Origin of the sequence: Amycolatopsis rubida, assembly GCF_900115345.1 — a bacterium.
Lineage (GTDB): Bacteria > Actinomycetota > Actinomycetes > Mycobacteriales > Pseudonocardiaceae > Amycolatopsis > Amycolatopsis rubida.
On the sequence record NZ_FOWC01000004.1, the window covers coordinates 12,821 to 34,412 of the forward strand.

Below are 21,592 nucleotides of genomic sequence, written 5' to 3' on the forward strand. Positions count from 1 at the left end.
CAGCGAGCGGCCGTCCGGCGGTATCGCTGCCCATCCGGCCAGGTCAGCGGGAGACAAACGGCCGGGTCTACAGTGTAGACATCCTGGTCTACGCTGTAGACATGGTCGAGATTCCGACAGCCGAACGGCTCGCGGCGGCGGCGCGCGAGATCATCGCCGCCGAGGGCGCGGCGGCGGTCAGCATGCGCCGGGTCGCCGAAGCCGCCGGAGTCACCGCGATGGCGATCTACCGGCATTACGAGAACCGCGAGGTCCTGCTGCGCGCGGTCGCCGACGCCGCCGGCCGCGAACTGGGCGCGGCGTGGAAGGACCCGGCCCCGGACGGCGAATGGCTCGATCGCTTCGACGCGCTGCTGGACCGGTTCCTGGATTTCGCGCTCGGCCAGCCGCATCTGTACCGCTTCCTGATGACCGACGGCTGGCCGCGGGCCCGGCTGTATCCGGACGGTTTCCGCGAACCCGGGTCACCACCGTTCACCGCGCTGGTCCGGCTGATCGAAGAAGGCATGCGCGAGGGCGTGCTGCGCGACGACGATCCGCTGGAAGCCGCGCTGACTGTGAGCACGCAGACGCAAGGCATGGTGCTGCACTATCTCGCCGGACGGATGGGGGCGGCGGAACCCGAGTTCCGCGCGCTGTGCCGGCGTACTTCCCGGAGGATTTTCAATGGCCTCAGACCGTAGTGCCCGCTGGCAGATCCCGGCCGCGCTGCTGTCTTCGGCAGTGCTCTTCTACTTCGGCACCGGCCTCGCGCCGATCGCCGCGTTGACCTGGCTCGCGCCGTTTCCGGTACTGCTGCTGGCAACCCGCGTCGGCGGCTGGACTGCCGCAGGCGCCGCGTTCGGCGCTTTCCTGCTCAGCACCGCGAATATGTGGGCCTATCAAGCACATTCCGGCGACGAGCCGCTGTGGCCGTTCGGTGCCGCCATCGACGTCGGGATGTCGCTGGCGTTCACGTTCGCGGTCTGGCTTTTCCGGGCTTTGGTGCGCCGCCGCCGAACGCTGCTGGCCAGCCTGGCCGCCCCGGCGGCGTGGACCGCCCTCTTGTACCTGATCGCGACGTCGAACCCGATGGGAATGATGGGTTCGCTCTCCAACTGCCAGGGCGACGCACCGCTCGTGCTGCAAACCGCTTCGTGGGCCGGAACGGGGGGCGTCGAGTTTTTGGTGCTGCTGCCCGCCTGTGCGGTCGCCGCGATGTGCGCGCCCGGAGCTTCTCGGCTGCCCACCGGGGTCGTCGCCGGAGTCATTGTGGCTTTGTCGCTTGGCGGCGGTGCCCTACGGCTTTCCGGCACGAGCGGCCCGACAGCGCGGATGGCCGCGATCACGCAAAACGCTGGCTACCACTGGGGTCCTGAACTCGGCACCGCTCACGGCCGCGCCCTGGTGCAGGACTACCTCGACCGGATCTCCGCCATGCCCGACGGCGTGCAGCTCGTTGTATTGCCCGAAGCCGCTTTCAGCGCCGAAGAAGAATGGCCCGCCGCTCTGGTCGAGCCGATGCGACGCGCGGCCAAGGCCCGCGGCACCGCGATCGTGGTCGGCTTCGAGTACTACGACCGTCCCGGCAAGCACAACTACGACTACGCACTGGCCTTTCCCGCCGACGGCTCGGCACCCGTTCGCTACCTGAAGCAGCACGACCTGGTGAGCCCGCCCGGCCGGAACCTGGTGTTCGTCCCCGGCGCGGCCGGGTCGACCGGCTTGGTGATCTGCGGCGACACGACGTTCGCCTCCCCCAGCCGCGACTACGCCGCCGCCGGTTCGCGAGTCCTCGCCGTCCCGGCGGAACTGGCGGTCCCGCCGGGCAGCAACGACGAGGGCGGCTGGCAGCACACCCGCAACGCGCTGCTGCGGGGTGTCGAAAGCGGACAGTCGATAGCCCTCTCCGACGCGAACGGCAGCCTGATCCTGTCCGACGGCTACGGCCGCGTCCTCGGCGAAGCCCGCACCGGCGGCCCGGCCCCGTTCACGTCAGTCGTCGCCGACGTCCCAGCGGGTCCCGGCCAGACGTTCCACACTCGCTTCGGCGACTGGTTCGCTTGGCTCTCCCTGGTGATTACCGTCGCCGGCTTGGTCTTCACGCGACTCCGGTCGACTACGCGGCCCGCGCCCGCCGTTGACACCTCGGGCACGAAAACGACGACCGGTTCATGAACGGCTCCCTCCGGATTGGCGACCCGCACCGACGGCACGGCATCCCTTCCTGGCCGTACGCATCGAGCGAGCGCTCGAAGTACCCCGACTGTCCGTTCACATTCACATAGAGCGCATCAAACGACGTCCCGCCCGCCAGCAACGCCGCCGACATCACGTCACTAGCCGCGGACAGCAGCGTTCGCCCCTGCGCGGCAGTGAGTTTCTCGGTCGGCCGAGACCAATGCAGTTTGGACCGCCACAACGCCTCGTCGGCATAGATGTTGCCCACCCCGGACACCAGCGTCTGGTCCAGCAGCGCACGCTTCACCTCAGTCCGCCGCGACCGCAGCGCACGCACCGCCGCCTCCGGGTCGAACTTCGGATCCATCGGGTCCCGGGCGATGTGCGCGATCGTGCCGGGCAGGCTGTCCCCGTCCACCTCGACCAGGTCGTCCAGGGCCAGCCCGCCGAACGTCCGCTGGTCGACGAAGCGCAGTTCCGGTCCGGCGTCGGCGAACCGGACCCGGACGCGCAGATGTTTCTCGTCCGGCGCGTCCTCGGGCTGCACCAGCATCTGGCCGCTCATGCCGAGATGCGCCAGCACCGCCTCGCCGTCGGACAGGTCCAGCCACAGGTATTTGCCGCGCCGCCGGGCCGCTTCGATCGTGACTCCGGCGAGCCGTCCGGTGAAGTCGGCGGCTCCTTGCGCGTGCCGCCGGATGGCGCGCTCGTGCAGCACCTCGACCGCCCGGACGGTACGGCCGGCGACGTGCGCTTCGAGACCGGCGCGGACGGTCTCGACCTCGGGTAGTTCGGGCATGCGCTCATTCTGCCTGGCACCCCCGACAATTTCGGGGCCGGTGCCGCTGCGGAACCACGACGAGGACCCGAGAGCTTGCACACCGCGGGGACCAGTTCTCCGGCATCGAAAACCTGGGCCGGGGCGGCGCGGCGCGAGCGGGCACAGCCGAAACCGGCACCGGTCCCGCCGCACGAAAACGGGGCTGGTCAGCGAACCTCGCCGACCAGCCCCGGGAAGAGAAAACGCGTCAGCTCGCGTCGTCGCCCGTGCCGAGTTCCTCCGACAGGGCCCGCCAGGCGGTCTCCGCGGCCTTCTGCTCGGCTTCCTTCTTCGTGGTGCCGTTGCCTTCGCCCAGCGCGCGGCCCGCCACCAGCACGGTGGCGGTGAATTCCTTGCGGTGGTCGGGACCGCTGTCCTCGACGCGGTACTCGGGCACGCCGAGTCCCCCGGAGGCGGTCAGCTCCTGCAGACTGGTCTTCCAGTCGAGGCCTGCCCCGCGCAGCGGAGCCTCGGCCAGCAACCCGTCGAAGAGGTGGTGCACGAGCTTGCGCGCGACCTCGATGCCGTGCGCGAGGTACGTGGCGCCGATGACGGCTTCGAGACCGTCGGCGAGGATGCTCGCCTTGTCCCGGCCGCCGGTGAGCTCTTCGCCCTTGCCCAGCAGCAGATGCGCCCCGAGCCCGCCCTCGCCGAGCCCGCGCGCGACGCCGGCCAGCGCGTGCATGTTGACGACGCTGGCGCGCAGCTTCGCGAGCTGCCCCTCGGGCAGGTCGGGGTGGGTGGTGTAGAGGTGGTCGGTGACGACGAGGCCGAGCACCGCGTCTCCGAGGAACTCCAGTCGCTCGTTCGGCGGCAGGCCGCCGTGCTCGTACGCGTACGAGCGGTGGGTGAGCGAAAGACGGAGCAGCTCGGGGTCGAGAACGACCCCGAGCGCCTCGAGCAACGATGCGGGATCGGCCGCGGGTCCTCCGACGGGCTTACCCCCCATGGTCGGCTGCCCGCTCAGGCGGGCTCGACGACCTGGCGGCCGTTGTGCTGGCCGCAAGCCGGGCAAGCGACGTGCTGGATTTTCGGCTGGCGGCAGGCGCGGTTGGAGCAAGGCACCAGCTGAACCGGAGCCGCCTTCCACTGGCTGCGGCGGGAGCGCGTGTTGGATCGCGACATCTTCCGCTTCGGGACGGCCACGAGTAGATCTCCTTCAAACGGTCTGCTCGCGGATGCGAGCGAACTTACTTCTCCCGGATCGAGCTGGACGCTCGTCAGGCTTGCTCTCCGGAGCCGTGCGCAGGCTTTTCGCCCGCGTTCTCGTCGAATCGCTCGACCAGCGCGGCCCACCGAGGGTCTATCTTCTCATGCCCGTGTCCGGGCTCGAGATCGGCCCACTTGACGCCGCATTCGATGCACAGTCCCGGGCAGTCCTCGCGGCACAGCGGGGCGAGCGGAAGCGCCAGCACCACGGCGTCGCGGACGGTCGGCTCGAGGTCGATCCGGTCGTCGACCAGGCGAGGGATCTCGTCCTCGTCGGTGGTCTCCTCGGTGGCCGAGCCCGGATAGGCGAACAGCTCGGTGAGGTCGGCCTCGACGTTCTCGGTGACCGGGTCGAGGCAGCGCGAGCACTCGCCGGTCGCCACGGCCGCGGCGGTGCCGGTGACGAGGACGCCCTCGACGACGGATTCGAGCATCAGGTCGAGCTCGACCGGCTCGCCTTCGCGGATTTCGAGCACGCCGGGGACGCCGAGCGAGACCGGCACGGGCGCGCTGCGGCGCAGCTCCCGGCTGAGTCCCGCGCGGCGGCCGAGTTCACGGGTGTCGACGACCCACGGGCTGCGGTCGCCGAGCTGCGCGGGGCGGGGGTTCTGGGCAGGGTTTTCGGACATCGCCTACCAGCGTACGCAGCCCCCGCAACCTCGTTAGAGGAGGCCAGGTCTCGTGAGTGCTGATCCCGGTTCCAACCGGGATCAGCACTCACGAGACCCCCGCCGCCCGAAGCCTGCCTCACAAGGTCTCAAACCTGGTAGTCGTACAGCGTCGAGCGGCCGCCGCCGTGGCCGGTCGAGGGCGAACGCAGGTGGTTGCGGCCCGAATCGACGGTGCGCAGCGTGGTGGCCAGCAGCTCGGAGAACTCGGCCAGTTTGCCGTCCACGTACGCGTCGCAGTCGGCGCGCTGGCGGTCGGCTTCGGCGTGCGCCTCGTCGACGATGCGCGCGGATTCGGCGTGCGCGGCCTGCACGACCTCGGTCTGCGAGACGAGCCGGGCCTGTTCGGCGCGGGCGTCCTCGATCGCGCGGTCGTAGGCGTCGCGGCCGGCCTGGACCATCCGCTCGGATTCGGCGCGGGACCGTTCGGTGAGGTTCTGGTACTCGGCCTGCCCGCCCGCGACCATGCGCTCGGCCTCGTTGTGCGCGTCGCCCAGCATCTGTTCCGCGCGGGCGCGCGCGTCGGCGAGGATGCGCTCGGCCTCGGACGTGGCGTCCGACACGGTCCGCTCGGCTTCCTCGTTCGCGCCCGAGACGGTCTCCCCCGCCTCCTTGCGCGCGGCGAGCAGCAGGTCGTCGCGCTTGTCGAGCACGTCCTGCGCGTCGTCCACTTCGCCGGGAAGCGCGTCGCGGACGTCGTCGAGCAGCTCGAGGACGTCGCCGCGGGGCACCACGCAGCTGGACGTCATGGGAACCCCACGGGCCTCTTCGACGATCGTGACGAGCTCGTCGAGTGCCTCGAAAACCCGGTACACGGCCACTCCCTCAAGCAGTTTCCCCGATCACTGGCTTCCAGTCTGCCCGCTTCGCAGCCTGAACCGGTGAACGAGCACCCGACCGGGCGTGTCCTGGCCCCCGCGCGGAAGGAGCGGCCTCACCCGCCGGTGGGGCCGCCCCTCGCGCACTGGCATCAGCCGTTGAGATCGATCTTCTGGAAGGTGGCGTAGTGGTCCGGCGTGTACACGAGCTCGCCGCCCTTGCCGGAGATCACGCGGTCTTCCGAGCCGACGTCGTACAGCGTGTAGTAGCCGGCGTCGCACGCGGGCAGGACGCCCTCGCGGTTCTCGTAGGTCGTGCCGTCGTCGAGGGTGCCCTGGCGCACGCCGTCGACGACCTGCCTGGCGTCGGCGGACAGCGTCGAGTAGCCGACCGGGCTCAGCTTCGAGAGGTCGCCGCACTTCGTCGGGGTGGTGCCGCCGTCGATGTCGATGACCTGGAACGACTTGTAGTGGTCGCCGGTGTAGAAGTACTCGCCGCCCTGGCCGGTCACGATCCGGCGGGTGCCGCGGTTGCTCGAACCGGGCGTGGGCACGGTGTACTCGTGGTAGTAGCTCGACGCGCAGGAGGGCAGGATCCCCTCGCGGTTGGTGAAGACGACGCCGTCGTTCTTCGGGTACGGGAACGGTCCGTTCGTCTGGATGAGCTTGTAGGTGTCAGTCGCCTGCGCGGGCAGCGCGGACAGCTTGACGTGCGTGAAACCGGACAGATCCCCACAGGAGTTCTGCTTCGGCTGCACGGACGCCGGAGCCGCCGGGGACAGCGGCACGGCCGCTGCGGCGGTGCCGAACCCCAGGAAACCGACCAGCAGTGCGAAAAGGACACCGACTATGCGGCTGCGGTTGTTGGTCATTTTCGGACGGTAACCCGGTCGGGTGGTCTGAAGAATGACGCGAGGTGAACAGCTTCGGGCCGCGGCCGAAATCCCGACGAAGGCAGTAATCCGTTCAGGCTAAATCGGCCGCTGGGCTGGCCTTTCGGCCGGACGCGGTGCTCAGTCCCGCTTGGCGTAGACCGCGACGAGGCGTTCGTACACCACCGGCGGCACCAGGTTCTCGATGTCGCCGCCGAGCGCCGCGATCTCCTTGACCAGCGAGCTGGACACGAAGCCGTACGCCGGGTTGTTGGCCATCAGCAGCGTTTCGAGGCCGGTGAGCTCGCGGTTCATCTGCGCCATCTGCAGCTCGTAGTCGAAGTCGCTGACCGAGCGCAGGCCCTTCGCGACCGCGGCGATGTCGTTGTCGCGGCAGTAGTCCACGAGCAGGCCCTGCCACGAATCGACGCGCACGTTCGGCAGTTTCGCGGTGATCTCGCGCAGGATCTCCATGCGTTCCTCGACGCTGAAGAGGCCCTTCTTGCTCTTGTTCACCCCCACCGCGACGACAACCTCGTCGAAGAGCGCCGAAGCCCGCTCGATGATGTCGAGATGTCCGTTGGTGGCCGGATCGTAAGAACCGGGACAGACCGCACGCCGCATGGCGCGGACGCTATCAAGCCGCGCCGCCACGCGCGCTCTCGTGACGACTGCGTCACACCTCAGATGAGCTGTCGTACTCAGCCCAGTACAGCGCCGTATCGCCGTAGCGCTTGTCGCGAAGCGGCTTGAACGTCGACGGCCAGTCCGGAGCACCGTCGCGCGCAGCCCGTTCGATCACTGTCAACGCGCCTTCGGTGAGCCAGCCACCGCTGTGTAGCGAAGCGAGCACTGCGCCCAGCGAAGCAGCGTCGACCACGTACGGCGGATCTGCGAGCACCACGTCGAACTGCACCGTCGCAGGCGCAGCGACCACTGTCTCTACTTGGCCAGCGCGCACCGTGCCGCCTAGCCGCAACTCCGCGACGTTGCCGCGAAGCACGTCTGCCGCCCGGCGGTCGGCCTCCACGAACCACGCGTCCGCAGCACCGCGCGAAAGCGCTTCGAGGCCGAGCGCGCCCGAGCCGGCGTAGAGGTCGAGCACACGGGCTCCGTCCAGCTCACCGGCCACTTCGAGGGCGTTGAAGAGTGCTTCCCGCACCCGCTCCGACGTCGGGCGGGTGCCTTTGGGCGGCACCTTCAGCCGCCGTCCGCCCGCCTTCCCCGCCACGATCCTCGTCACCCGGCCATCTTCGCCCAAGGTCGCGATGTGGCGTTGGGCAGGACTTGCCGAACCCGCGCGCGCGGGCGCGTAGAGTCGTTCTTCGCCCTCCAGAGGCGCGTTGATGGAGTTCAAGGGAGCGTTGCGTGTCGGAACCCCGGGTGAGACGGGCTGAGATCGCCGTCGAGCAGGCACACGTCGACCGGGTCTACACGCGGCTCGCCGAGCTGCGGACCCAGGCCGAGGCGATGCGGGCCAAGGGCTACGAACTGGGCCAGGGCGCACAGCGCGAAGCGATCTTCGAGCAGGCGTCGATGCTGTTCGAGCGCGACATGATGGTCTACCACGCGAACCAGACCCTGCAGACGCTCGACGCCGAGTACGAAGGCCTGGTCTTCGGCAGGCTCGACCACCTCGACCGCGAGCACATCTACGTGGGCCGCCTCGGCATCCGCGACACCGAGTTCGACAACCTGGTCACCGACTGGCGCGCGCCCGCGGCCGCCGCGTTCTACCAAGCGACCGCCGAAGAGCCGATGGACGTCGTGCGTCGCCGGGTGATCCGCTGCTCCGGGCAGACAGTGCTGGACGTGGACGACGACGTGCTGATCGCCGACGCCGTGCCCGAGGACATGCAGATCGTCGGAGAGGGCGCGCTGATGGCCGCGCTCGGCCGCTCGCGCGGCGAGAAGATGCGCGACATCGTGGCCACGATCCAGAAGGAACAGGACGAGGTCATCCGCGCGCCGTGGCGCGGGGTCACCGAGATCACCGGCGGTCCGGGCACCGGCAAGACGGCCGTCGCGCTGCACCGTGCCGCGTACCTGTTGTACCGGCACCGTCGTCAGCTCGGCGGCGCGGGCGTTCTCGTGATCGGCCCTTCGGGCGTCTTCACTACGTACATCTCGCGCGTGTTGCCGTCGATGGGCGAAACGAACGTAGAGCTGCGCGCGCTCGGCGAAGTCCTCGACGGTCTCGAAGCGACGCGACAGGACACAGCCGCGCTGGCCGCGATCAAGGGTTCGCTTCGGATGCGAAAGGTGCTTCTGCGCGCGTTGCGCGAAACTCCTCCCGAAGCGCCGGCGGAGCTGAAGATCGTCTATCGCGGCGAAGTACTGAAGCTCACTGCGCGCGAGTTAGACAAGGTACGGCGCAAGGCGCACACGCAGGGCGCGCCGCCGAACCGGTCGCGCGTACGCGTGGCAGAGCTGCTGCTGGCCGCGTTGGCGGACAAGGCCGAGGAGTACGCGAAGGCGGACGGCAAGGAGATCGACCGCGCGGAGCTGATCAATGATCTCGGCGAGCGCATCGACTTCCACCGCTTCCTCGTGGTGTGGTGGCCGGTGCTGTACCCGGCGCAGGTGCTTAAGTGGCTCGGTGCCGAGAAGCGGATGGCCGCGGCGGCGAAGGGCATTCTGAACCGCAACGAGATCAGCCTGCTGTCGGCTGATTTCGCGGACCGTTCGCGCGGCTGGTCGGTCGCCGACGTCGCGTTGCTGGACGAGTTGCGCGTGCTGGTCGGGCCGGAGCCGAAGCGCCGCCGTCGCCAGACCGTGGTCGAGGTGGCCCCGGAGCGCGGCAGTTCCGGAGGCGCGCCGCACCGTCCGGAGCACTACGACGAGTACTCGCACGTGGTCGTCGACGAATCACAGGACCTTTCGCCGATGCAGTGGCGGATGATCGGCCGTCGCGGCAAGTACGCGAGCTGGACCGTCGTGGGCGACCCGGTGCAGAGTTCGTGGCCGGATCCTGGCGAGGCGGCGCAGGCGCGCGACCAGGCGTTCGGTGTGAAGACCACGCGACGGCGCTTCACGCTCCGCACGAACTACCGGAACTCGGCGGAGATCTTCGACCTGGCGGCGAAGGTTGTGGCGGGCCATGCGAAGGCCGACGAACTGCCCAAGGCCGTGCGCACCACCGGAATCGAGCCGGAGGTCCGGCCGGTCGACCAGGCGGCGCTGGCGACGGCGACGCAGAGCGCGGCGAAGGAACTGCTCGGCGCGGTCGAGGGCACGGTCGGGGTGATCACCGCCATGGACCGCGTAGAAGAGGCCGAAGGCTGGCTCGCCGGGCAGGCCGACGAGCGGCTCAAGGTCGTCGGCAGCCTCGATTCGAAGGGCCTTGAGTACGACGCGGTCGTGCTGGTCGAGCCGATGGACCTGGTCACCGAGTCCTCGACTGGGCGGCGCGTGCTGTATGTCGCGCTCACCCGGGCGACGCAGCAGCTGATCGTGCTGGCGTCCAACCCGGACTGGCTGCCGGACTCGTGAGTGGCGATCACGGTCAGCACCGTGATCGCCACTCACGAGGCGCGACGGGAAGGGAACGCCCGCCTCGCGCGTTACTCCCTCTGTGACCTCCCTGCCTGACGTGCCGCTGTCCGTGCTCGACCTGTCCCCCGTTTCCGAAGGGAAGGGGGTCGGCGAGGCGCTGCGCAACACGCTCGATCTCGCCCGCAACGCCGAGCGGCTGGGCTATCACCGGTACTGGCTCGCCGAGCACCACAACATGCCGGGCATCGCCAGCTCGGCCACAGCGGTGCTGATCGGGCAGGTCGCGGACGCCACCGAGAGCATCCGCGTCGGGTCCGGCGGGATCATGCTGCCGAACCACGCGCCGCTCGTGGTGGCTGAGCAGTTCGGCACGCTGGAGGCGTTCCACCCGGGCCGGATCGACCTGGGCATCGGCCGCGCGCCGGGCACCGACCAGCGCACCGCGCTCGCGCTGCGCGGGCCGGGCGGGCTGTCCGCGGAGAACTTCCCCGAGCACCTGATGGAGCTCATCAGCTACTTCGAGCCGGACGCGGCGCGCGGCGTCAACGCGGTCACCGCCGAGGGCAACAAGCCGCCGGTGTGGCTGCTCGGCTCTTCCGGCTTCAGCGCGCAGCTGGCCGGACGGCTCGGGCTGCCGTTCTCCTTCGCGCACCACTTCGCCGCCGAGAACACGATTCCGGCGGTACGGCTGTACCGCGAGAACTTCCGTCCGTCCGAGGTGCTTTCCGAGCCCTACGTGATGCTGGGTGTGCAGGTGATCGCCGCCGAGACCGACGAGCGCGCGGAGTACCTGGCCGGGCCGAGCGGGCTGACCTTCCTCAGCCTGCGCCGCGGTCGTCCGATCGCGCTGCCGACGCCGGAGGACGCCGCCGAGTACCCGTACACCGAAATGGACCGCGCGTTCCTCGCCGAGCGGTTCGGGTCGAGCATCGTCGGCGGGCCGGAGAGTGTCCGGAAGGGACTGGACCAGCTGCTGGCCGACACCGACGCGAACGAGCTGATGATCACCACGATGGTGCACGGCCATGAGGAACGCGTGCGTTCGTACGAGATCGTCGCGGACCTGAAGCGCTGATGGAGGTCTTCGACTGGCACGGGCAGCAGGTGCGGTGGTCCCGGCAGGGTTCGGGGCCGCCGCTGGTGTTCTGCCACGGGACGCCGTGGTCGTCGAAGCTGTGGGAGCCGATCGCGTCGACATTCGCGCCGGACTTCACCGTGTACCTGTGGGACATGCCGGGCTACGGCAGTTCCACCATGGCCGAGGGACAGGACGTCTCGCTGGCCGCGCAGGGCGAGACGTTCGCCGCGCTGCTGGACCACTGGGGCCTCGACGAGCCGGACGTGGTGGCACACGACTACGGCGGCGCGGTCAGCCTGCGCGCGTTTCTGTTGCACGGCGCGGCTTACCGGTCGCTGGCGCTGGTGGACGTCGTCGCGCTGGCCCCGTGGGGTTCGGAGTTCTTCCGCCTGGTGGCGGAGAACGCGGGGGTGTTCGCGCAACTGCCGCCGAATCTGCACGAGGCGCTGGTGCGGGAGTACATCGCCGGTGCCGCCCACCGTCCGTTGTCCGCCGAAGCACACGACATGCTCGTCGCGCCTTGGCTCGGTCCGGCGGGGCAGGCCGCCTTTTACCGGCAGATCGCACACGCGAACCTGGTGGAAGGTATATTAACACTGTGGCGAGGCTACTAGGTAGGGTCCGGCTCTCCCGGGACACGGACGAGAGCACTAGCCCGGAACGCCAGATTGAGCACATCGAAAACTACGCGGCCATGAACGATCACGAGATCACAGGCTGGGCGATTGATCTTGACGTCTCCCGGTCAGTGAACCCGTTCGAGGCTCCGGAGCTGGGTCCCTGGCTCACCGATCCCCTCAAGATCGACTCATGGGACCTGGTGGCTTCCTGGAAGCTGGACCGGGTGGCTATCGGTTCGGTCTACCTGTCCAAGATGATCGAGTTCTGTAACACGTACCGTAAGAACCTCGTCTCGGTGACCGAATCATTCGACCTTAGCACGTGGATCGGGCGGATGATCGCTCAGAATATCGCGGCCGTAGCCGAGGGCGAATGGGAATTGATCAGGGATCGGAATGCGGGCTCAGCAGCCAAGCTTCGCAAGGACGGGCGTTGGCGCGGAGGCAGGGCCAATTACTGGCTGAAGCCCAAGCGCCGAGGCAAGGGTTATTGGCTGACCCTTGACCCTGAAACCTCGCCAGTCATGCGGGAGATCATCCGGCAGTACCTCGCACACAACCCGATCGATTCGATAGCCCGTTCGCTGAGCATCGATCCCGACAACCCGGGCGGCGGATACCTCACCCCAGCCGAATACCTCAGGCACCGTAAATGCCGGAGCCTGGATCTCGAAGACATGGACTACCCCGAGAGCCGGAGGCCCATCACAGGGGCGGTATGGAACCCGCAGTCAATCCGCGAACTTCTCTTCAGCCCCGCTTTGCTCGGATTCCAGGAACATGAGGGGAGGATGGTCCGGGACGAGAACGGAAACCCTATCCCGGTCGGCGAGGCCCTGATAACCCCATCCGAATTCGAGCAGATCATGGCCGAACGCGACCGCAGAGCCGCACTCCGGGACAACGGGGTCACCGAACGAGAGGCGAACGCCGGACCCTTGCTCCGAATCGCCGTATGCCCAGAGTGCGGAACCAATCTCCACTACCGGACCCAGCGCAAGGTACTCGCTGACGGATCGGAGACCGAATATCTGTACTACAAGTTCTATTGCAAGCACGGTCCGATACTCCGGGCAGAAGAACTGGAAGAGGAAGTTCACGCACTGTTCCTCATGGCTCTGGGACCTTTGCAACAGGTAGAACGAGTGTTCATCCCCGCATCCGACAACACACTTGAGATCGAAAATTCCCGGAAAGCCCTGGATGAGTTGTACACGGAGCGGGCGGAGGTCAAGTCCGAGACTGCGAAGGAAGCCATCAAGGCGGCTATCCGGTTCCAGGATACCCGACTCGCCGAACTGGAGAAGACCCCGAAATCGGAAGCCCGGTACGAGTACATACCCAAGGGCCGGAGCTACTTCCAGGCTTGGAATTCCATGGACGAATCCGAGCGACGGAATCTGATCCTGGAATCCGGCATAACGGTAGCTGTTCACCCCAAGGGATCGAACAGGAATTGGAGCTTCAATCTCGATCTCCAGGTCCCCCATGACATGAGGGAGAGGCTGGGGCTTCCGGTTAACGGACCGATAGAGAACGCGTTCCCGATGCTGAACATCCTGAAGCGGATGCCCGGATTCCACCACGAAGGATCGGGACCGAAACCCACACCGTTCACCGATGCTGAGCAAGCGGTAATCAAGGCTATGTTCTCCGGAACCGAGGACGAGCGAGCCGCAGTGAGGGACGAATTCGTGAAGCTCACAGGATGGGGGCTTCGCTAGGAATCGAGTTCCGCGAGTTTCTTCCTTCGGCCCGCCCATTCGGCCTCGCGCCAGGATTCAGGCATGGACCGGATTGCTTCCCGTGCGATCCGGGCCGCTTCTTTGTTCTCGCCCAGCGCATGAAGGACGAACGCCCGTTGTCCGTGAAAGAAACTCGGCACGTACCAGTATCCCGAGGACGGGAGTTCGTCCGGATCATCGGGAAGCCGGTCCATGAGTTCATCCGCGTGGCTCAGGGACTGGAGAGCTTCGGTTTTAAGCCCGTCCTTGGCGAGGACTTCGGCCCGCTGGAATTCGTTGTACGTCCTCAGGCCGATATTCACCCTGTGATCCCTGCCCGCAGCTTCGTTCAGGGACTCGGCACTCCGGAGGTCGTCCTTCCTCAGGCTCCAGTACGCGGCGAACGAGAGGGCCAAGGACAGGCGCTCGGCGTCATCGACCTGAAGTGCGAGACTCTGGGCCCGGTCCAAATGCCTTTGAGAGTCAGTCCAAAGCCCCAGGGGAATGCTCAGCCACCCGAGATACTGTTCCAATTCGCTCAGAAGCCCAACGGCTTCGGCCCGGACTGGACCCTGAGAATTCCGGGCCAGTTTCTCGACCATGGACCGCTGAGCTTCGATTGTGGAGACCACTTCCCCGGCGCTGGTCGCGTCCTCCAGCCTCCGGACCGAGGCCAGGACATCCGCTATCGCGGCGAGGGCCTTGGAATCGGTCTTCACAAGCCCCGAGAGGGCCTGGGAGACCCGTTCCCGGTCCTTGGCGCTCACCAGGCCAAGATCCCTCTCCGAGCCTCCCAGGATCGAGCACAGAGCCGCCCGGACCAGAGCCGAGGGCCTGCGGACCAGGCCCCGTTCGAGCTTGCCCAGGTGGTTGGAGTCGAAGGCCGAGAGTCTTCCCTTGGGGTCCTGGGCGGTGATCCAGTCCCGGACCAAGGCTGACAGCTCATCCCGGCCCATCGGAGTGCCCGGGTACAGGCGCGACGACATCGCCTCCCGTGCCTGCCGGAGCTGGTTGTTCGGGTCCGGGACCATGGCCCTGAGTCTATCTTCCCCGGTCTTCCCCTGGATCTTCCCTTCACGGTGAGTCACCTCCCTTAGACGCTCAGGTCATGAGTACGGGTCCGCGCTACGCAGGCAGGTCATCCGAGTTCGCACTCCGGATCTTCAAGCACGAAGCCCACCAATACCGGAAAAGCGAAATCAGAGACCGAACCCTGCCTTGGCTGGTCCCCTGGTGCTCCGAGGGTTCCGAAAACCCGGTCCGTCATCCGCGATGGGAGATCACGGCCACCGGGTTCCGGGATGCCGAATGGTGCAGGGCCTGCATTCAGAAACCGATGCGATGAGCGACTACGCGATCCGGGTTCACGGTAATTTCCAGCCCGTGGCCCACTACTACCGAGTTTCAGTTCTCAACGATCCGGAGGCCGAATGGGCGGACACCTGGTGCACGGAGAAAGAGCCTTACCCGCACAGACACAGGATCTCGGATCTGAGATCGACTCGGAAACCCGGGGACGGACGTTGTGACAACTGTTTTCAAGGGAGAAGAAATGGGATGGCTGATCACTGACCACAACGAGGTGTACGAGGACGGAGAGGGGAAGCTGATCGAGCGGAACGGGTGCGAGATCCCGATGACCATGGACCAGCTCAAAGCGATGAGGGCCTGGCGCACGGAGCAAGAGCGAACTCTGGAACCCGCGCCTGAGATCGCCCGCCCTGTGCTCGAACACATTGCCTAACCCTCATTCCCGGCCCCCGGTCTCATCCCCCTCGGATCGGGGGCCTTCTCATGACCGATTGGAAGCAGGATGCGGAGCTTGCAAGCTCCGTGCACAAGAAGCCTAAGCCGTACGTCGCGATGCTGATTGCCCGGAGTGTCGAGGAGGGTTCTGGAGGCCCCCGGACTGGCTCAAAATGCGCCAGTTACAGAGAGTATTCTGAGGTGTCCGGGTTGTCTCGGAACACGATCGCCAAGTACCTGGCCGTCTGGGACCACATGGCGGAAGCCGGGACGGTCGAAGACCGCAAGGAACTAGCACCCGGTCAGGACACAAAGGTCCCCGACATCGCGCTGACTCATCCCCGCAGCACGCAGCTGCTCCACAGCCTCCAGACGTTCAGCCTTCGGGATTCGGATGCGGTCCGTGCCGAATATTTGTACCAAGGATTGTATCACTTCTGAACCGAGCAGGTACGTGGAAGGTAAACCCCGCGTCCAAGGGCTGAACCGGGGAGGGAGGGTACACCCCCCAGGGGTGCAGAGACCATGATCCACAGTTCTTGATCGAATACTGGTCACTCGCATCATTGGTCTACTCGTTCTCGACTTGATCAAGGCTTTGACCTGGTAGAACAGATCGCCGGCGTTTGGCCGCGGAGCATGATTGGTCTAGGTCGAGAGTGTGTGGTCCTCGGTCTGAGCCCTCGTGTGCCCGGCCCTTCTCGGCCTCCGCTGCGCTCCGGCCCCGGGCACTCCAGGCGCAAGGGCCTCGGCCTGTATGGATCATGGACTCTGATCGCTCCGAGATCTGGCCGGGGGAGACTTCGTCTCCACTCCCCCGGACCAGCCTCTCCACTGCCTGGGCACGAGGTCCGAACGCACAAGATCCACACACCCGGACCAGGGTTCCCGTACTGCCCGCCTTCGGCGGGGGCCGGATGATCTGATCTGGGCATGTGGATCTTGTACTCAATGGCCTGGGTAGCCGGGCTAGTCCACCCCTAGCGAAGCGGGAATAGGGGTGGCTAGAACCGGCCTGAGATTCTGATCTTGGTCTGATCCCCGTGAAGGGAATGAGGATCTTGAACGTGGGGGTGTGGTGTGAGGAACGAACACCTATAGGGGGCTCACCACCACCACCCCACCGACGCTACTTCCTCGACCAGGCTGCCTCGGCTCCGTCGCCGGTTCGGGACACCAGCCCGGACAGAGCGCCCCGCATCAACGCCTCCCGTGCCGACGCCTTGGTCTTCCCGAACTGGTCTGCGAGCGCCTGGGCCGTGTCGCTGAGCCCCATTCCCTGACAGTTCGCCACCACCCACTCGGCCTGAGCCAAGCGGGCATCCTGGGTGTCCTGAGCGCGCTTCCGCTTCTTGGCCGTCTTGCCTTCGTCCTGATCATCCTTGGAATCCCACGGTCCGCGACTGATCACCTGTTGATCGGTGCCAGGCCCCGGCGACGCGATGAGTTCCTGATCTTGGTCCAGGCGATTGCCCCGGATGATCATGGCGAGGTTTCCGCCCCGGAACTTCCGGCGGTTCGTCTGTCGGACCTGAATCCAGACGCGGGACTTCTGGACCGAGTTCGAGAGCCCCATCGGCGGGGCCCCGGTGACGTAAGCGCCCTTCTCCGTCTCGTGATGCAGCACTACGACCGGGATGCCTATCCGCGTGAGCCGGGTCAAGCCGTCGAACACCGTGGTCATGGCTTCTGCCGCGTTCGTGTCCCCGGTCGCGCCCATGAGGTTGTCCAACACCACGAAGTTCCGGCCCTCGGCGATGAGGTGTTCGGTCAGCGCCTCCCATTCCTCCGGCCGCGCGGTGCGGCCGATGTAGTAGAACCCGAGATCGTCTGACTCCGCGTACGGGTAGATGCGCTCCCCGTACTCTTCCTCAGAACCCGGGTCCGTGCACAGGATCGCCGGTCGCCAGAGCTTCGACCGGTCAACGGGCTCCATGCCGAGGAACTTCCGGCCCTTGAGCATGAGCGACAGGACCATACTGGCCACAAGGTACGACTTACCCACCTTGCTGCGGCCGTAGATCATGGTCACGGACGAACACACGGTCTCGGGGAAGACCCACGGTTCTGTGGCCTGCGCCCGCTCCCACGCCTGTTTGAGGGAGGTGTACGGGAACCGCGTCACTACGTCGATGGTCACTTGGCCCCCAGCTCGAAGCGGATCAGTTCGTGGCGTGCACCCGCGTTCCGGCAACTTCCCCCACAGTAGAAGGGATCCGACATCTGCCGTAACTTCGCTCGGGCCCTGACTTCGTCATCGAACAGGTATACGTCCGGATACGAGGAAGACCACCCGATCTTAAGCCAGTGGACCACGGCGTACTGTCCGCGACCCTTGATGTCCGCACGGGTGCCCCAGACGCACCGCGCCATCGCGAACCCGGTCCGGTGATTCTTCGTGCAGTGGTGCTCACGGCGTACCTTCATGATTCTCGTCCTTTCGTTGGGTTTACAGGGATTCGGTGTTCGGATCGATCGGAGGAAGCTCTTCGGGTCCGGGGATCAACTTGTCCGGCAAGGGTTTCCGGGTCACGGCGTACAGGACGTGGGTGTCTCGGTAGCAGGATCCGCAGCAATCCCAGTTGAGCACCTTCTCGGCCTCGGCCTCGGAGTCCACGACCACGCACGAGAGCAGGCGGCAGGGATGGACCACCAGCAACCGGCCCGTGCGTCCCTGGATCGGCCTGGAGCCCGGGAATGCGCATCTGGCCCAGGAGACCGCTGTCCGGTGCTTCCTCGTGCACCTGTGGCCCAGGACCGGGACCACGCTCGGGACCTGGACCGGATCGGGGATGTACCGGGTGCTCATCGGCCCACCGCCTGGACCAGAAGCACGGCCCACCACGCGAACGCGGCCAGGGTCCCGAGGATCAGCACGAGGTCCAGCCAGATCCGAGACTTCATGCGGAGACCTCCTTGCGCACGAACGAAAGCCAGTTCTTGTAGGCGTCGAGCGAGGGCCATGCCCTGCATACGTCCCCAGGCTTCTCGGGGCGGACTTTCCAGCCGTCCACCACGGTCCCTACGGTCAGGTGCACAGCTCCCCGGGCGAGGACGCCAGGGCCCGGCTTCTCGTCCTTCCCCGCGCGCCTGAACCCGCATGACGGGCATTCCCATGGCTTGCGGTTCCACGATTTCTTGGCCTGGGGTCGTGCGTCTTCGGTGTCTGTCATCTGATAATCTCCTTGTACGGTAGTAAAAGGGGCCTGAGAGGCCCGTCCGTGGACGTAGATCATCGATCCCATGTCCTTGGCAGGACTGGACTTCAGAGCCCGCGTACGGGCTTCTCAGGCTTGGTACGGGGCGGCTAGAAGCTCATCAGGCGCAGCTCTGTTTCGAGTTCTTCGATCTCGCCTTCGAGGTCAGCCACTTGATCTTCCAGCTCTTGAACCCGTATCAGGGCTTCGTTTCGTTCGATCCGGTACCGGGCGGCTTGTCGCCAGTTTTTCTTGATCTTCAAGAAGATCTCCCGGTCGATCACGGTCCCGATCCGCAGCCTCCGATCAGATTCCGATGTCATCGAGAGCCCTCAGGAGCGGGTCGGTTCGTTCGAGCGGGTCCGTGGTGCCAGCCGCCGGGTTCCGGGGCGCACCCGGAGGACCGGGATCGACTTCCGGGGATTCGGGCTCCGGCTCGGGCATGAGTCCGGCGTCGGCGAACGCCTTGGCGATCGGGTCCGTCATTTCAGTTCCCCAGTTCCTGGCGCAAGATGGCCTGTTCGATCTTGGACTGCGGAACGCGGTGACCGATCCGCGTGCCCGGACGTTCGAGCTTGTTCAGGCCGCCGCGCTGATCCACCCAGAACCATTCCTTCAAGGTCGACCAGCCGTCCAAGGCCGCCTGAACCGCTTCCGGGCTCCGGACGACCAACTCGAATCCGTGTTCCTCGGCGTACGCCACGGCCTTCTTGATGCCCTTGAGCGAGGCCCAATCTACGTTCGTGTACCAGGCGGCCCGGTACGCGTCAGGCTCGTCGCCCGGGATCGAGGTGAACAAGGCCGTGTGGACCCACGCCTCGCTGAATCCGCGCATGGAGTCCGGCAGGCTCACGATCGCGGGACGGGCGTAGTTCAGGACTGCCTTGACCAGCCGGGGAAGCCGCTCGAAGTCCTCGCGCAAGCCCACGATGTTGCGAGCCTTGTCGCCCCGGAGCACAGATTCCTCGCCCAGGTCCACCAGCTCGAAGCCTTCGACCCCGGTCACCAACCGGGACCAGGTGGCCTGGAGTTCGGCCCACAGCGCCGAGACGAGTTCCTTATAATGTTTGGCCTTGGCAGCGCGTTCCGCAGCCTGAGCCGCCGACAACAGCTCCGTGTAATCGATCGCGTCGCCAGCCCTCAGCGAGCGGTACTCGGCCACGACCGTGGACGCCTCCTCCGGGGTCTTGACCTTCGCCGCGCGTTCCTTGAGCTTGTCCGGGATCGGAGTCGGAGCCTTCGCAGCCTTGGCCACCAGGTCCCGAGCGGTGGTTTCCTTGACCGGCACTCCGTCGCTCAGCCCGAGAGCGTGGGCCTCGCCGAGCAAAATGTCATAGGACATGGTTTCAGTGATTCCTTTCGGTTGACCGGGACGGATTCCCGGATTTCTGGCATTCGGGGCAGGTGCCCCCGACCCACATCCCCGTGCGCACGGGCAGGGCCTTTTCGCTCGGGTCGAGTTTCCAGCTCTCGGCGTATTCGATGAGGACGAGCTTCCGGCATCCTCGGCATGTGGCATGAGTGATCGGCCGGTAGGTCATTCGTGCTCGCTCGTGATCCGAAGAAGCTTCATGGTCACGTCGTACGAGGGTTTGCGTCTGCCTACCGCGTAGCTGGTCAGGGTCTCCGGGCTGATTGCCAACTCCCTGGCGAGTTCAGCCCTCGAACTTCGACGGTTGATAGCCGCGATCACGAGTTCTTGAGCGTTGTTGTACTTCATTCGTACACCTCCAATGAGCTTGAAAAAGGGCAGCCAGGATGACGGCCCGAATTTGGGTGTTGCGGACCAAGGCCACGATCGGCCAAGGGTTTGGGTGAATCAGCCCGGAGAGCGCGGTCTTCCCGCTCCGAATCCGGTAGTTCGATTCTAGCAAACGGGGTTCAAGTGAACACGCGCTCCAAGGTATGGCGTGTCGGTCTCACCGTGGCGGGTTATCCGATCACCGAGGGCAAGACCGACACCTCGCCGGTGCTGCCGGGTTCTTGACTGTGGTGCTCATTTCGATCCTTCTCTCTTGTCGATCTGGTTGGCGGCAGCGGACAGTACGCGAGCCAGCGTTGTGTGAGCGGGATGTCTGCCGCGACAGGTGACACGAATCAGCCCTTGACCTGGGGATCTCGGTGCCAGACACCGCCCTGGGCATCGCGCATGAAGCTGGTTCCCTGGCCGTTGCCCTGAACCCTCGCGTCCCACAGGCAGACGCCGGAGTCGGGCACCCAGTCTTCGGACAGGCACGCGGGCACGGTCAGGTCTGCGGGCTCAGGCGTCGAGTCGAGCCACCCGGCCGTTATCACCATGACCATGCCCACCGCGACGGCGAGGACCCCGGCGCACAGAACGATGATCGCCGTCAGACTGCGGTCCCTCGGCCCCGTCATCGCTGAACCCGCACCTTCGGGAGAGGCTTGTTCTTCCTGACGCTGTGCGCGGGCTTGCCGAGGGAATAGCACAGTCGGATCCCGCTTTCGCTGAGGGTTTCGCAGCGACCCTTGCTGCGCCCGCTCAGGAAGAGGACTTCCCACTTGTCGCCGCCGACGTACTCGTTGACGACCATCCGGACAGTGCGGTTGTGGTCGAGGTACCGTTCCCAGATCTGACCTTCGGTGATGATGATCGGCGCGCTCATCGGTCCGAGCCCTCCTGCTGGTTCCGGATCCAGGCGTGCCGGAGGTCAGCGGCCAGGGTCTCGTTCCCACCCGAGACCACGTGGACCAGCTCTGTGGCCTCATCCAGGCCCAGTGCCTCGACCACCTCGGTGAACGCCTTCACTTGCTCTTCGTTGATCATGTTCCGGCCTCTCAGGACTCTGGTTTACTATGAGCCAGATCCGCGCAGGCCGATCAGCGGTACACCGACGAAATCGAGCCGCGCTACCGCGACGTCAGCGTGCCCACGCTCGTGGTGTGGGGCACCGAGGACACCTGGATCCCGGTCGACCGCGCGCACCGGCTCGCCGGGACGATCCCGGGCGCCGGACTGGAATTGGTCCGTTCGGCCGGGCATCTCATCCACCTGGACGCGCCCGAGGCGCTGACCGCTTCGCTGCACCGCTGGCTCGCCCGCTGAAATATCCGGAAACCGCCGCACCGGTATTTATTTTCCGGCACTGACAACCGCATTCCCGGCAGTTGTCACAACCGTACAAGAATTCGGCGGTTACGACGCCGTGACCCCGCGGTACGGG

Annotated in this window: 27 protein-coding genes; 9 read left to right on the plus strand and 18 right to left on the minus strand. The window is 66.3% G+C overall.

What is annotated here, in order from left to right; all coding sequences use genetic code 11:
- Positions 1-101 precede the first annotated feature (101 nt).
- Positions 102-683, plus strand: a complete 582-nt coding sequence (locus BM362_RS17695) for a TetR/AcrR family transcriptional regulator (protein ID WP_067589439.1) — start codon at positions 102-104, stop codon at positions 681-683.
- Complete coding sequence (locus BM362_RS17700; protein WP_093573888.1) at positions 667-2,157, plus strand: nitrilase-related carbon-nitrogen hydrolase; 1,491 nt, start codon at positions 667-669, stop codon at positions 2,155-2,157. Before BM362_RS17695 ends, BM362_RS17700 begins: the two co-directional genes overlap by 17 nt.
- Here the strand turns inward: BM362_RS17700 and mutM are convergent.
- The 8 genes from mutM to rsmD form a co-directional block, all read right to left on the minus strand.
- On the minus strand, positions 2,099-2,959 hold the full coding sequence (mutM, locus tag BM362_RS17705; protein WP_093573889.1) for a bifunctional DNA-formamidopyrimidine glycosylase/DNA-(apurinic or apyrimidinic site) lyase: 861 nt from the start codon (positions 2,957-2,959) through the stop codon (positions 2,099-2,101). The genes BM362_RS17700 and mutM overlap by 59 nt on opposite strands.
- Positions 2,960-3,188: 229 nt before the next feature.
- Positions 3,189-3,929: a ribonuclease III gene (gene rnc / locus BM362_RS17710; RefSeq protein ID WP_182892148.1), complete on the minus strand. Its 741-nt coding sequence runs from the start codon at positions 3,927-3,929 to the stop codon at positions 3,189-3,191.
- 14 nt (positions 3,930-3,943) lie between these two features.
- Positions 3,944-4,126 (minus strand): 50S ribosomal protein L32, encoded by a 183-nt coding sequence (gene rpmF, locus BM362_RS17715; protein ID WP_009074209.1) that lies wholly within the window; start codon positions 4,124-4,126, stop codon positions 3,944-3,946.
- Positions 4,127-4,200: 74 nt separating this feature from the next.
- Positions 4,201-4,818 (minus strand): YceD family protein, encoded by a 618-nt coding sequence (locus BM362_RS17720; protein WP_093573890.1) that lies wholly within the window; start codon positions 4,816-4,818, stop codon positions 4,201-4,203.
- Between the two features lie 128 nt (positions 4,819-4,946).
- Positions 4,947-5,672, minus strand: a complete 726-nt coding sequence (locus BM362_RS17725) for a DivIVA domain-containing protein (RefSeq protein ID WP_067589532.1) — start codon at positions 5,670-5,672, stop codon at positions 4,947-4,949.
- Positions 5,673-5,827: 155 nt separating this feature from the next.
- Positions 5,828-6,547 carry a ribonuclease domain-containing protein gene (locus tag BM362_RS17730; protein WP_093573891.1) on the minus strand — a complete coding sequence of 240 codons (720 nt, stop codon included), beginning with the start codon at positions 6,545-6,547 and terminating at the stop codon, positions 5,828-5,830.
- Positions 6,548-6,688: 141 nt separating this feature from the next.
- Positions 6,689-7,171 (minus strand): pantetheine-phosphate adenylyltransferase, encoded by a 483-nt coding sequence (coaD, locus tag BM362_RS17735; protein ID WP_067589456.1) that lies wholly within the window; start codon positions 7,169-7,171, stop codon positions 6,689-6,691.
- Between the two features lie 52 nt (positions 7,172-7,223).
- Positions 7,224-7,790, minus strand: a complete 567-nt coding sequence (gene rsmD, locus BM362_RS17740) for a 16S rRNA (guanine(966)-N(2))-methyltransferase RsmD (protein WP_198545531.1) — start codon at positions 7,788-7,790, stop codon at positions 7,224-7,226.
- A 125-nt stretch (positions 7,791-7,915) separates the two neighbouring features.
- On the opposite strand from rsmD, the gene BM362_RS17745 reads away from it, so the two are divergent.
- From BM362_RS17745 to BM362_RS17760, 4 genes are all read left to right on the plus strand, one after another.
- Positions 7,916-10,039 carry a HelD family protein gene (locus BM362_RS17745; protein WP_093573892.1) on the plus strand — a complete coding sequence of 708 codons (2,124 nt, stop codon included), beginning with the start codon at positions 7,916-7,918 and terminating at the stop codon, positions 10,037-10,039.
- A gap of 82 nt (positions 10,040-10,121) precedes the next feature.
- Positions 10,122-11,117 carry an LLM class flavin-dependent oxidoreductase gene (locus tag BM362_RS17750; RefSeq protein ID WP_208865248.1) on the plus strand — a complete coding sequence of 332 codons (996 nt, stop codon included), beginning with the start codon at positions 10,122-10,124 and terminating at the stop codon, positions 11,115-11,117.
- Complete coding sequence (locus BM362_RS17755; protein WP_244287192.1) at positions 11,117-11,734, plus strand: alpha/beta fold hydrolase; 618 nt, start codon at positions 11,117-11,119, stop codon at positions 11,732-11,734. The genes BM362_RS17750 and BM362_RS17755 overlap by 1 nt, the downstream gene beginning before the upstream one ends.
- Positions 11,719-13,464: a recombinase family protein gene (locus tag BM362_RS17760; RefSeq protein ID WP_167545354.1), complete on the plus strand. Its 1,746-nt coding sequence runs from the start codon at positions 11,719-11,721 to the stop codon at positions 13,462-13,464. The genes BM362_RS17755 and BM362_RS17760 overlap by 16 nt, the downstream gene beginning before the upstream one ends.
- Here the strand turns inward: BM362_RS17760 and BM362_RS17765 are convergent.
- Positions 13,461-14,495 carry an NsdA family TPR-like regulatory protein gene (locus BM362_RS17765; RefSeq protein ID WP_244287193.1) on the minus strand — a complete coding sequence of 345 codons (1,035 nt, stop codon included), beginning with the start codon at positions 14,493-14,495 and terminating at the stop codon, positions 13,461-13,463. The genes BM362_RS17760 and BM362_RS17765 overlap by 4 nt on opposite strands.
- A 521-nt stretch (positions 14,496-15,016) precedes the next feature.
- Here BM362_RS17765 and BM362_RS17770 point away from each other — a divergent pair.
- Together BM362_RS17770 and BM362_RS17775 are read left to right on the plus strand one after the other, a co-directional pair.
- Positions 15,017-15,208, plus strand: a complete 192-nt coding sequence (locus tag BM362_RS17770) for a hypothetical protein (RefSeq protein ID WP_093573894.1) — start codon at positions 15,017-15,019, stop codon at positions 15,206-15,208.
- A 212-nt stretch (positions 15,209-15,420) separates the two neighbouring features.
- Positions 15,421-15,651, plus strand: coding sequence for a hypothetical protein (locus BM362_RS17775; protein WP_143132445.1), 231 nt, complete (start codon positions 15,421-15,423; stop codon positions 15,649-15,651).
- A gap of 688 nt (positions 15,652-16,339) precedes the next feature.
- On the opposite strand, the gene BM362_RS17780 is transcribed toward BM362_RS17775, so the two are convergent.
- The 9 genes from BM362_RS17780 to BM362_RS47515 form a co-directional block, all read right to left on the minus strand.
- A complete protein-coding gene (locus BM362_RS17780) occupies positions 16,340-17,350 on the minus strand; it encodes an AAA family ATPase (protein WP_093573896.1) in 1,011 nt (336 codons plus the stop codon).
- A gap of 760 nt (positions 17,351-18,110) precedes the next feature.
- On the minus strand, positions 18,111-18,383 hold the full coding sequence (locus BM362_RS46865) for a hypothetical protein (protein ID WP_143132447.1): 273 nt from the start codon (positions 18,381-18,383) through the stop codon (positions 18,111-18,113).
- A gap of 134 nt (positions 18,384-18,517) precedes the next feature.
- Positions 18,518-18,691: a hypothetical protein gene (locus BM362_RS47510; protein ID WP_167545356.1), complete on the minus strand. Its 174-nt coding sequence runs from the start codon at positions 18,689-18,691 to the stop codon at positions 18,518-18,520.
- A 22-nt stretch (positions 18,692-18,713) separates the two neighbouring features.
- Positions 18,714-18,893 carry a hypothetical protein gene (locus tag BM362_RS17795; RefSeq protein WP_093573899.1) on the minus strand — a complete coding sequence of 60 codons (180 nt, stop codon included), beginning with the start codon at positions 18,891-18,893 and terminating at the stop codon, positions 18,714-18,716.
- A gap of 1 nt (position 18,894) precedes the next feature.
- Positions 18,895-19,749, minus strand: a complete 855-nt coding sequence (locus BM362_RS17800; RefSeq protein WP_093573900.1) for a hypothetical protein — start codon at positions 19,747-19,749, stop codon at positions 18,895-18,897.
- Positions 19,750-19,944: 195 nt separating this feature from the next.
- A complete protein-coding gene (locus BM362_RS46870) occupies positions 19,945-20,127 on the minus strand; it encodes a helix-turn-helix domain-containing protein (protein ID WP_143132448.1) in 183 nt (60 codons plus the stop codon).
- Positions 20,128-20,504: 377 nt separating this feature from the next.
- Entirely contained in the window at positions 20,505-20,786 is a 282-nt protein-coding gene (locus BM362_RS17805) for a hypothetical protein (RefSeq protein ID WP_093573901.1), read from the minus strand.
- Complete coding sequence (locus tag BM362_RS17810; RefSeq protein ID WP_093573902.1) at positions 20,783-21,034, minus strand: hypothetical protein; 252 nt, start codon at positions 21,032-21,034, stop codon at positions 20,783-20,785. Before BM362_RS17810 ends, BM362_RS17805 begins: the two co-directional genes overlap by 4 nt.
- Positions 21,031-21,195: a hypothetical protein gene (locus tag BM362_RS47515; protein WP_167545357.1), complete on the minus strand. Its 165-nt coding sequence runs from the start codon at positions 21,193-21,195 to the stop codon at positions 21,031-21,033. Before BM362_RS47515 ends, BM362_RS17810 begins: the two co-directional genes overlap by 4 nt.
- Before the next feature lie 72 nt (positions 21,196-21,267).
- Between BM362_RS47515 and BM362_RS17815 the strand changes: the two genes are divergently transcribed.
- Complete coding sequence (locus BM362_RS17815; RefSeq protein WP_280142736.1) at positions 21,268-21,474, plus strand: alpha/beta fold hydrolase; 207 nt, start codon at positions 21,268-21,270, stop codon at positions 21,472-21,474.
- The last annotated feature ends 118 nt before the right edge of the window (positions 21,475-21,592 follow it).

Excerpts from the sequence above, each read along its gene's own strand:
- mutM (WP_093573889.1), bottom strand. The coding sequence starts at position 2,959 with ATGCCCGAACTACCCGAGGTCGAGACCGTCCGCGCCGGTCTCGAAGCG.
- BM362_RS47515 (WP_167545357.1), bottom strand. The coding sequence starts at position 21,195 with ATGATCAACGAAGAGCAAGTGAAGGCGTTCACCGAGGTGGTCGAGGCA.
- BM362_RS17795 (WP_093573899.1), bottom strand. The coding sequence starts at position 18,893 with ATGACGGACCCGATCGCCAAGGCGTTCGCCGACGCCGGACTCATGCCC.
- BM362_RS17805 (WP_093573901.1), bottom strand. The coding sequence starts at position 20,786 with ATGACGGGGCCGAGGGACCGCAGTCTGACGGCGATCATCGTTCTGTGC.
- BM362_RS17810 (WP_093573902.1), bottom strand. The coding sequence starts at position 21,034 with ATGAGCGCGCCGATCATCATCACCGAAGGTCAGATCTGGGAACGGTAC.
- BM362_RS17755 (WP_244287192.1), top strand. The coding sequence starts at position 11,117 with ATGGAGGTCTTCGACTGGCACGGGCAGCAGGTGCGGTGGTCCCGGCAG.
- BM362_RS17700 (WP_093573888.1), top strand. The coding sequence starts at position 667 with ATGGCCTCAGACCGTAGTGCCCGCTGGCAGATCCCGGCCGCGCTGCTG.
- BM362_RS17800 (WP_093573900.1), bottom strand. The coding sequence starts at position 19,749 with ATGTCCTATGACATTTTGCTCGGCGAGGCCCACGCTCTCGGGCTGAGC.
- rnc (WP_182892148.1), bottom strand. The coding sequence starts at position 3,929 with ATGGGGGGTAAGCCCGTCGGAGGACCCGCGGCCGATCCCGCATCGTTG.
- coaD (WP_067589456.1), bottom strand. The coding sequence starts at position 7,171 with ATGCGGCGTGCGGTCTGTCCCGGTTCTTACGATCCGGCCACCAACGGA.
- BM362_RS17730 (WP_093573891.1), bottom strand. The coding sequence starts at position 6,547 with ATGACCAACAACCGCAGCCGCATAGTCGGTGTCCTTTTCGCACTGCTG.
- BM362_RS17695 (WP_067589439.1), top strand. The coding sequence starts at position 102 with ATGGTCGAGATTCCGACAGCCGAACGGCTCGCGGCGGCGGCGCGCGAG.
- BM362_RS46865 (WP_143132447.1), bottom strand. The coding sequence starts at position 18,383 with ATGACAGACACCGAAGACGCACGACCCCAGGCCAAGAAATCGTGGAAC.
- BM362_RS17765 (WP_244287193.1), bottom strand. The coding sequence starts at position 14,495 with ATGGTCCCGGACCCGAACAACCAGCTCCGGCAGGCACGGGAGGCGATG.
- BM362_RS17770 (WP_093573894.1), top strand. The coding sequence starts at position 15,017 with ATGGGATGGCTGATCACTGACCACAACGAGGTGTACGAGGACGGAGAG.
- BM362_RS46870 (WP_143132448.1), bottom strand. The coding sequence starts at position 20,127 with ATGAAGTACAACAACGCTCAAGAACTCGTGATCGCGGCTATCAACCGT.
- BM362_RS17720 (WP_093573890.1), bottom strand. The coding sequence starts at position 4,818 with ATGTCCGAAAACCCTGCCCAGAACCCCCGCCCCGCGCAGCTCGGCGAC.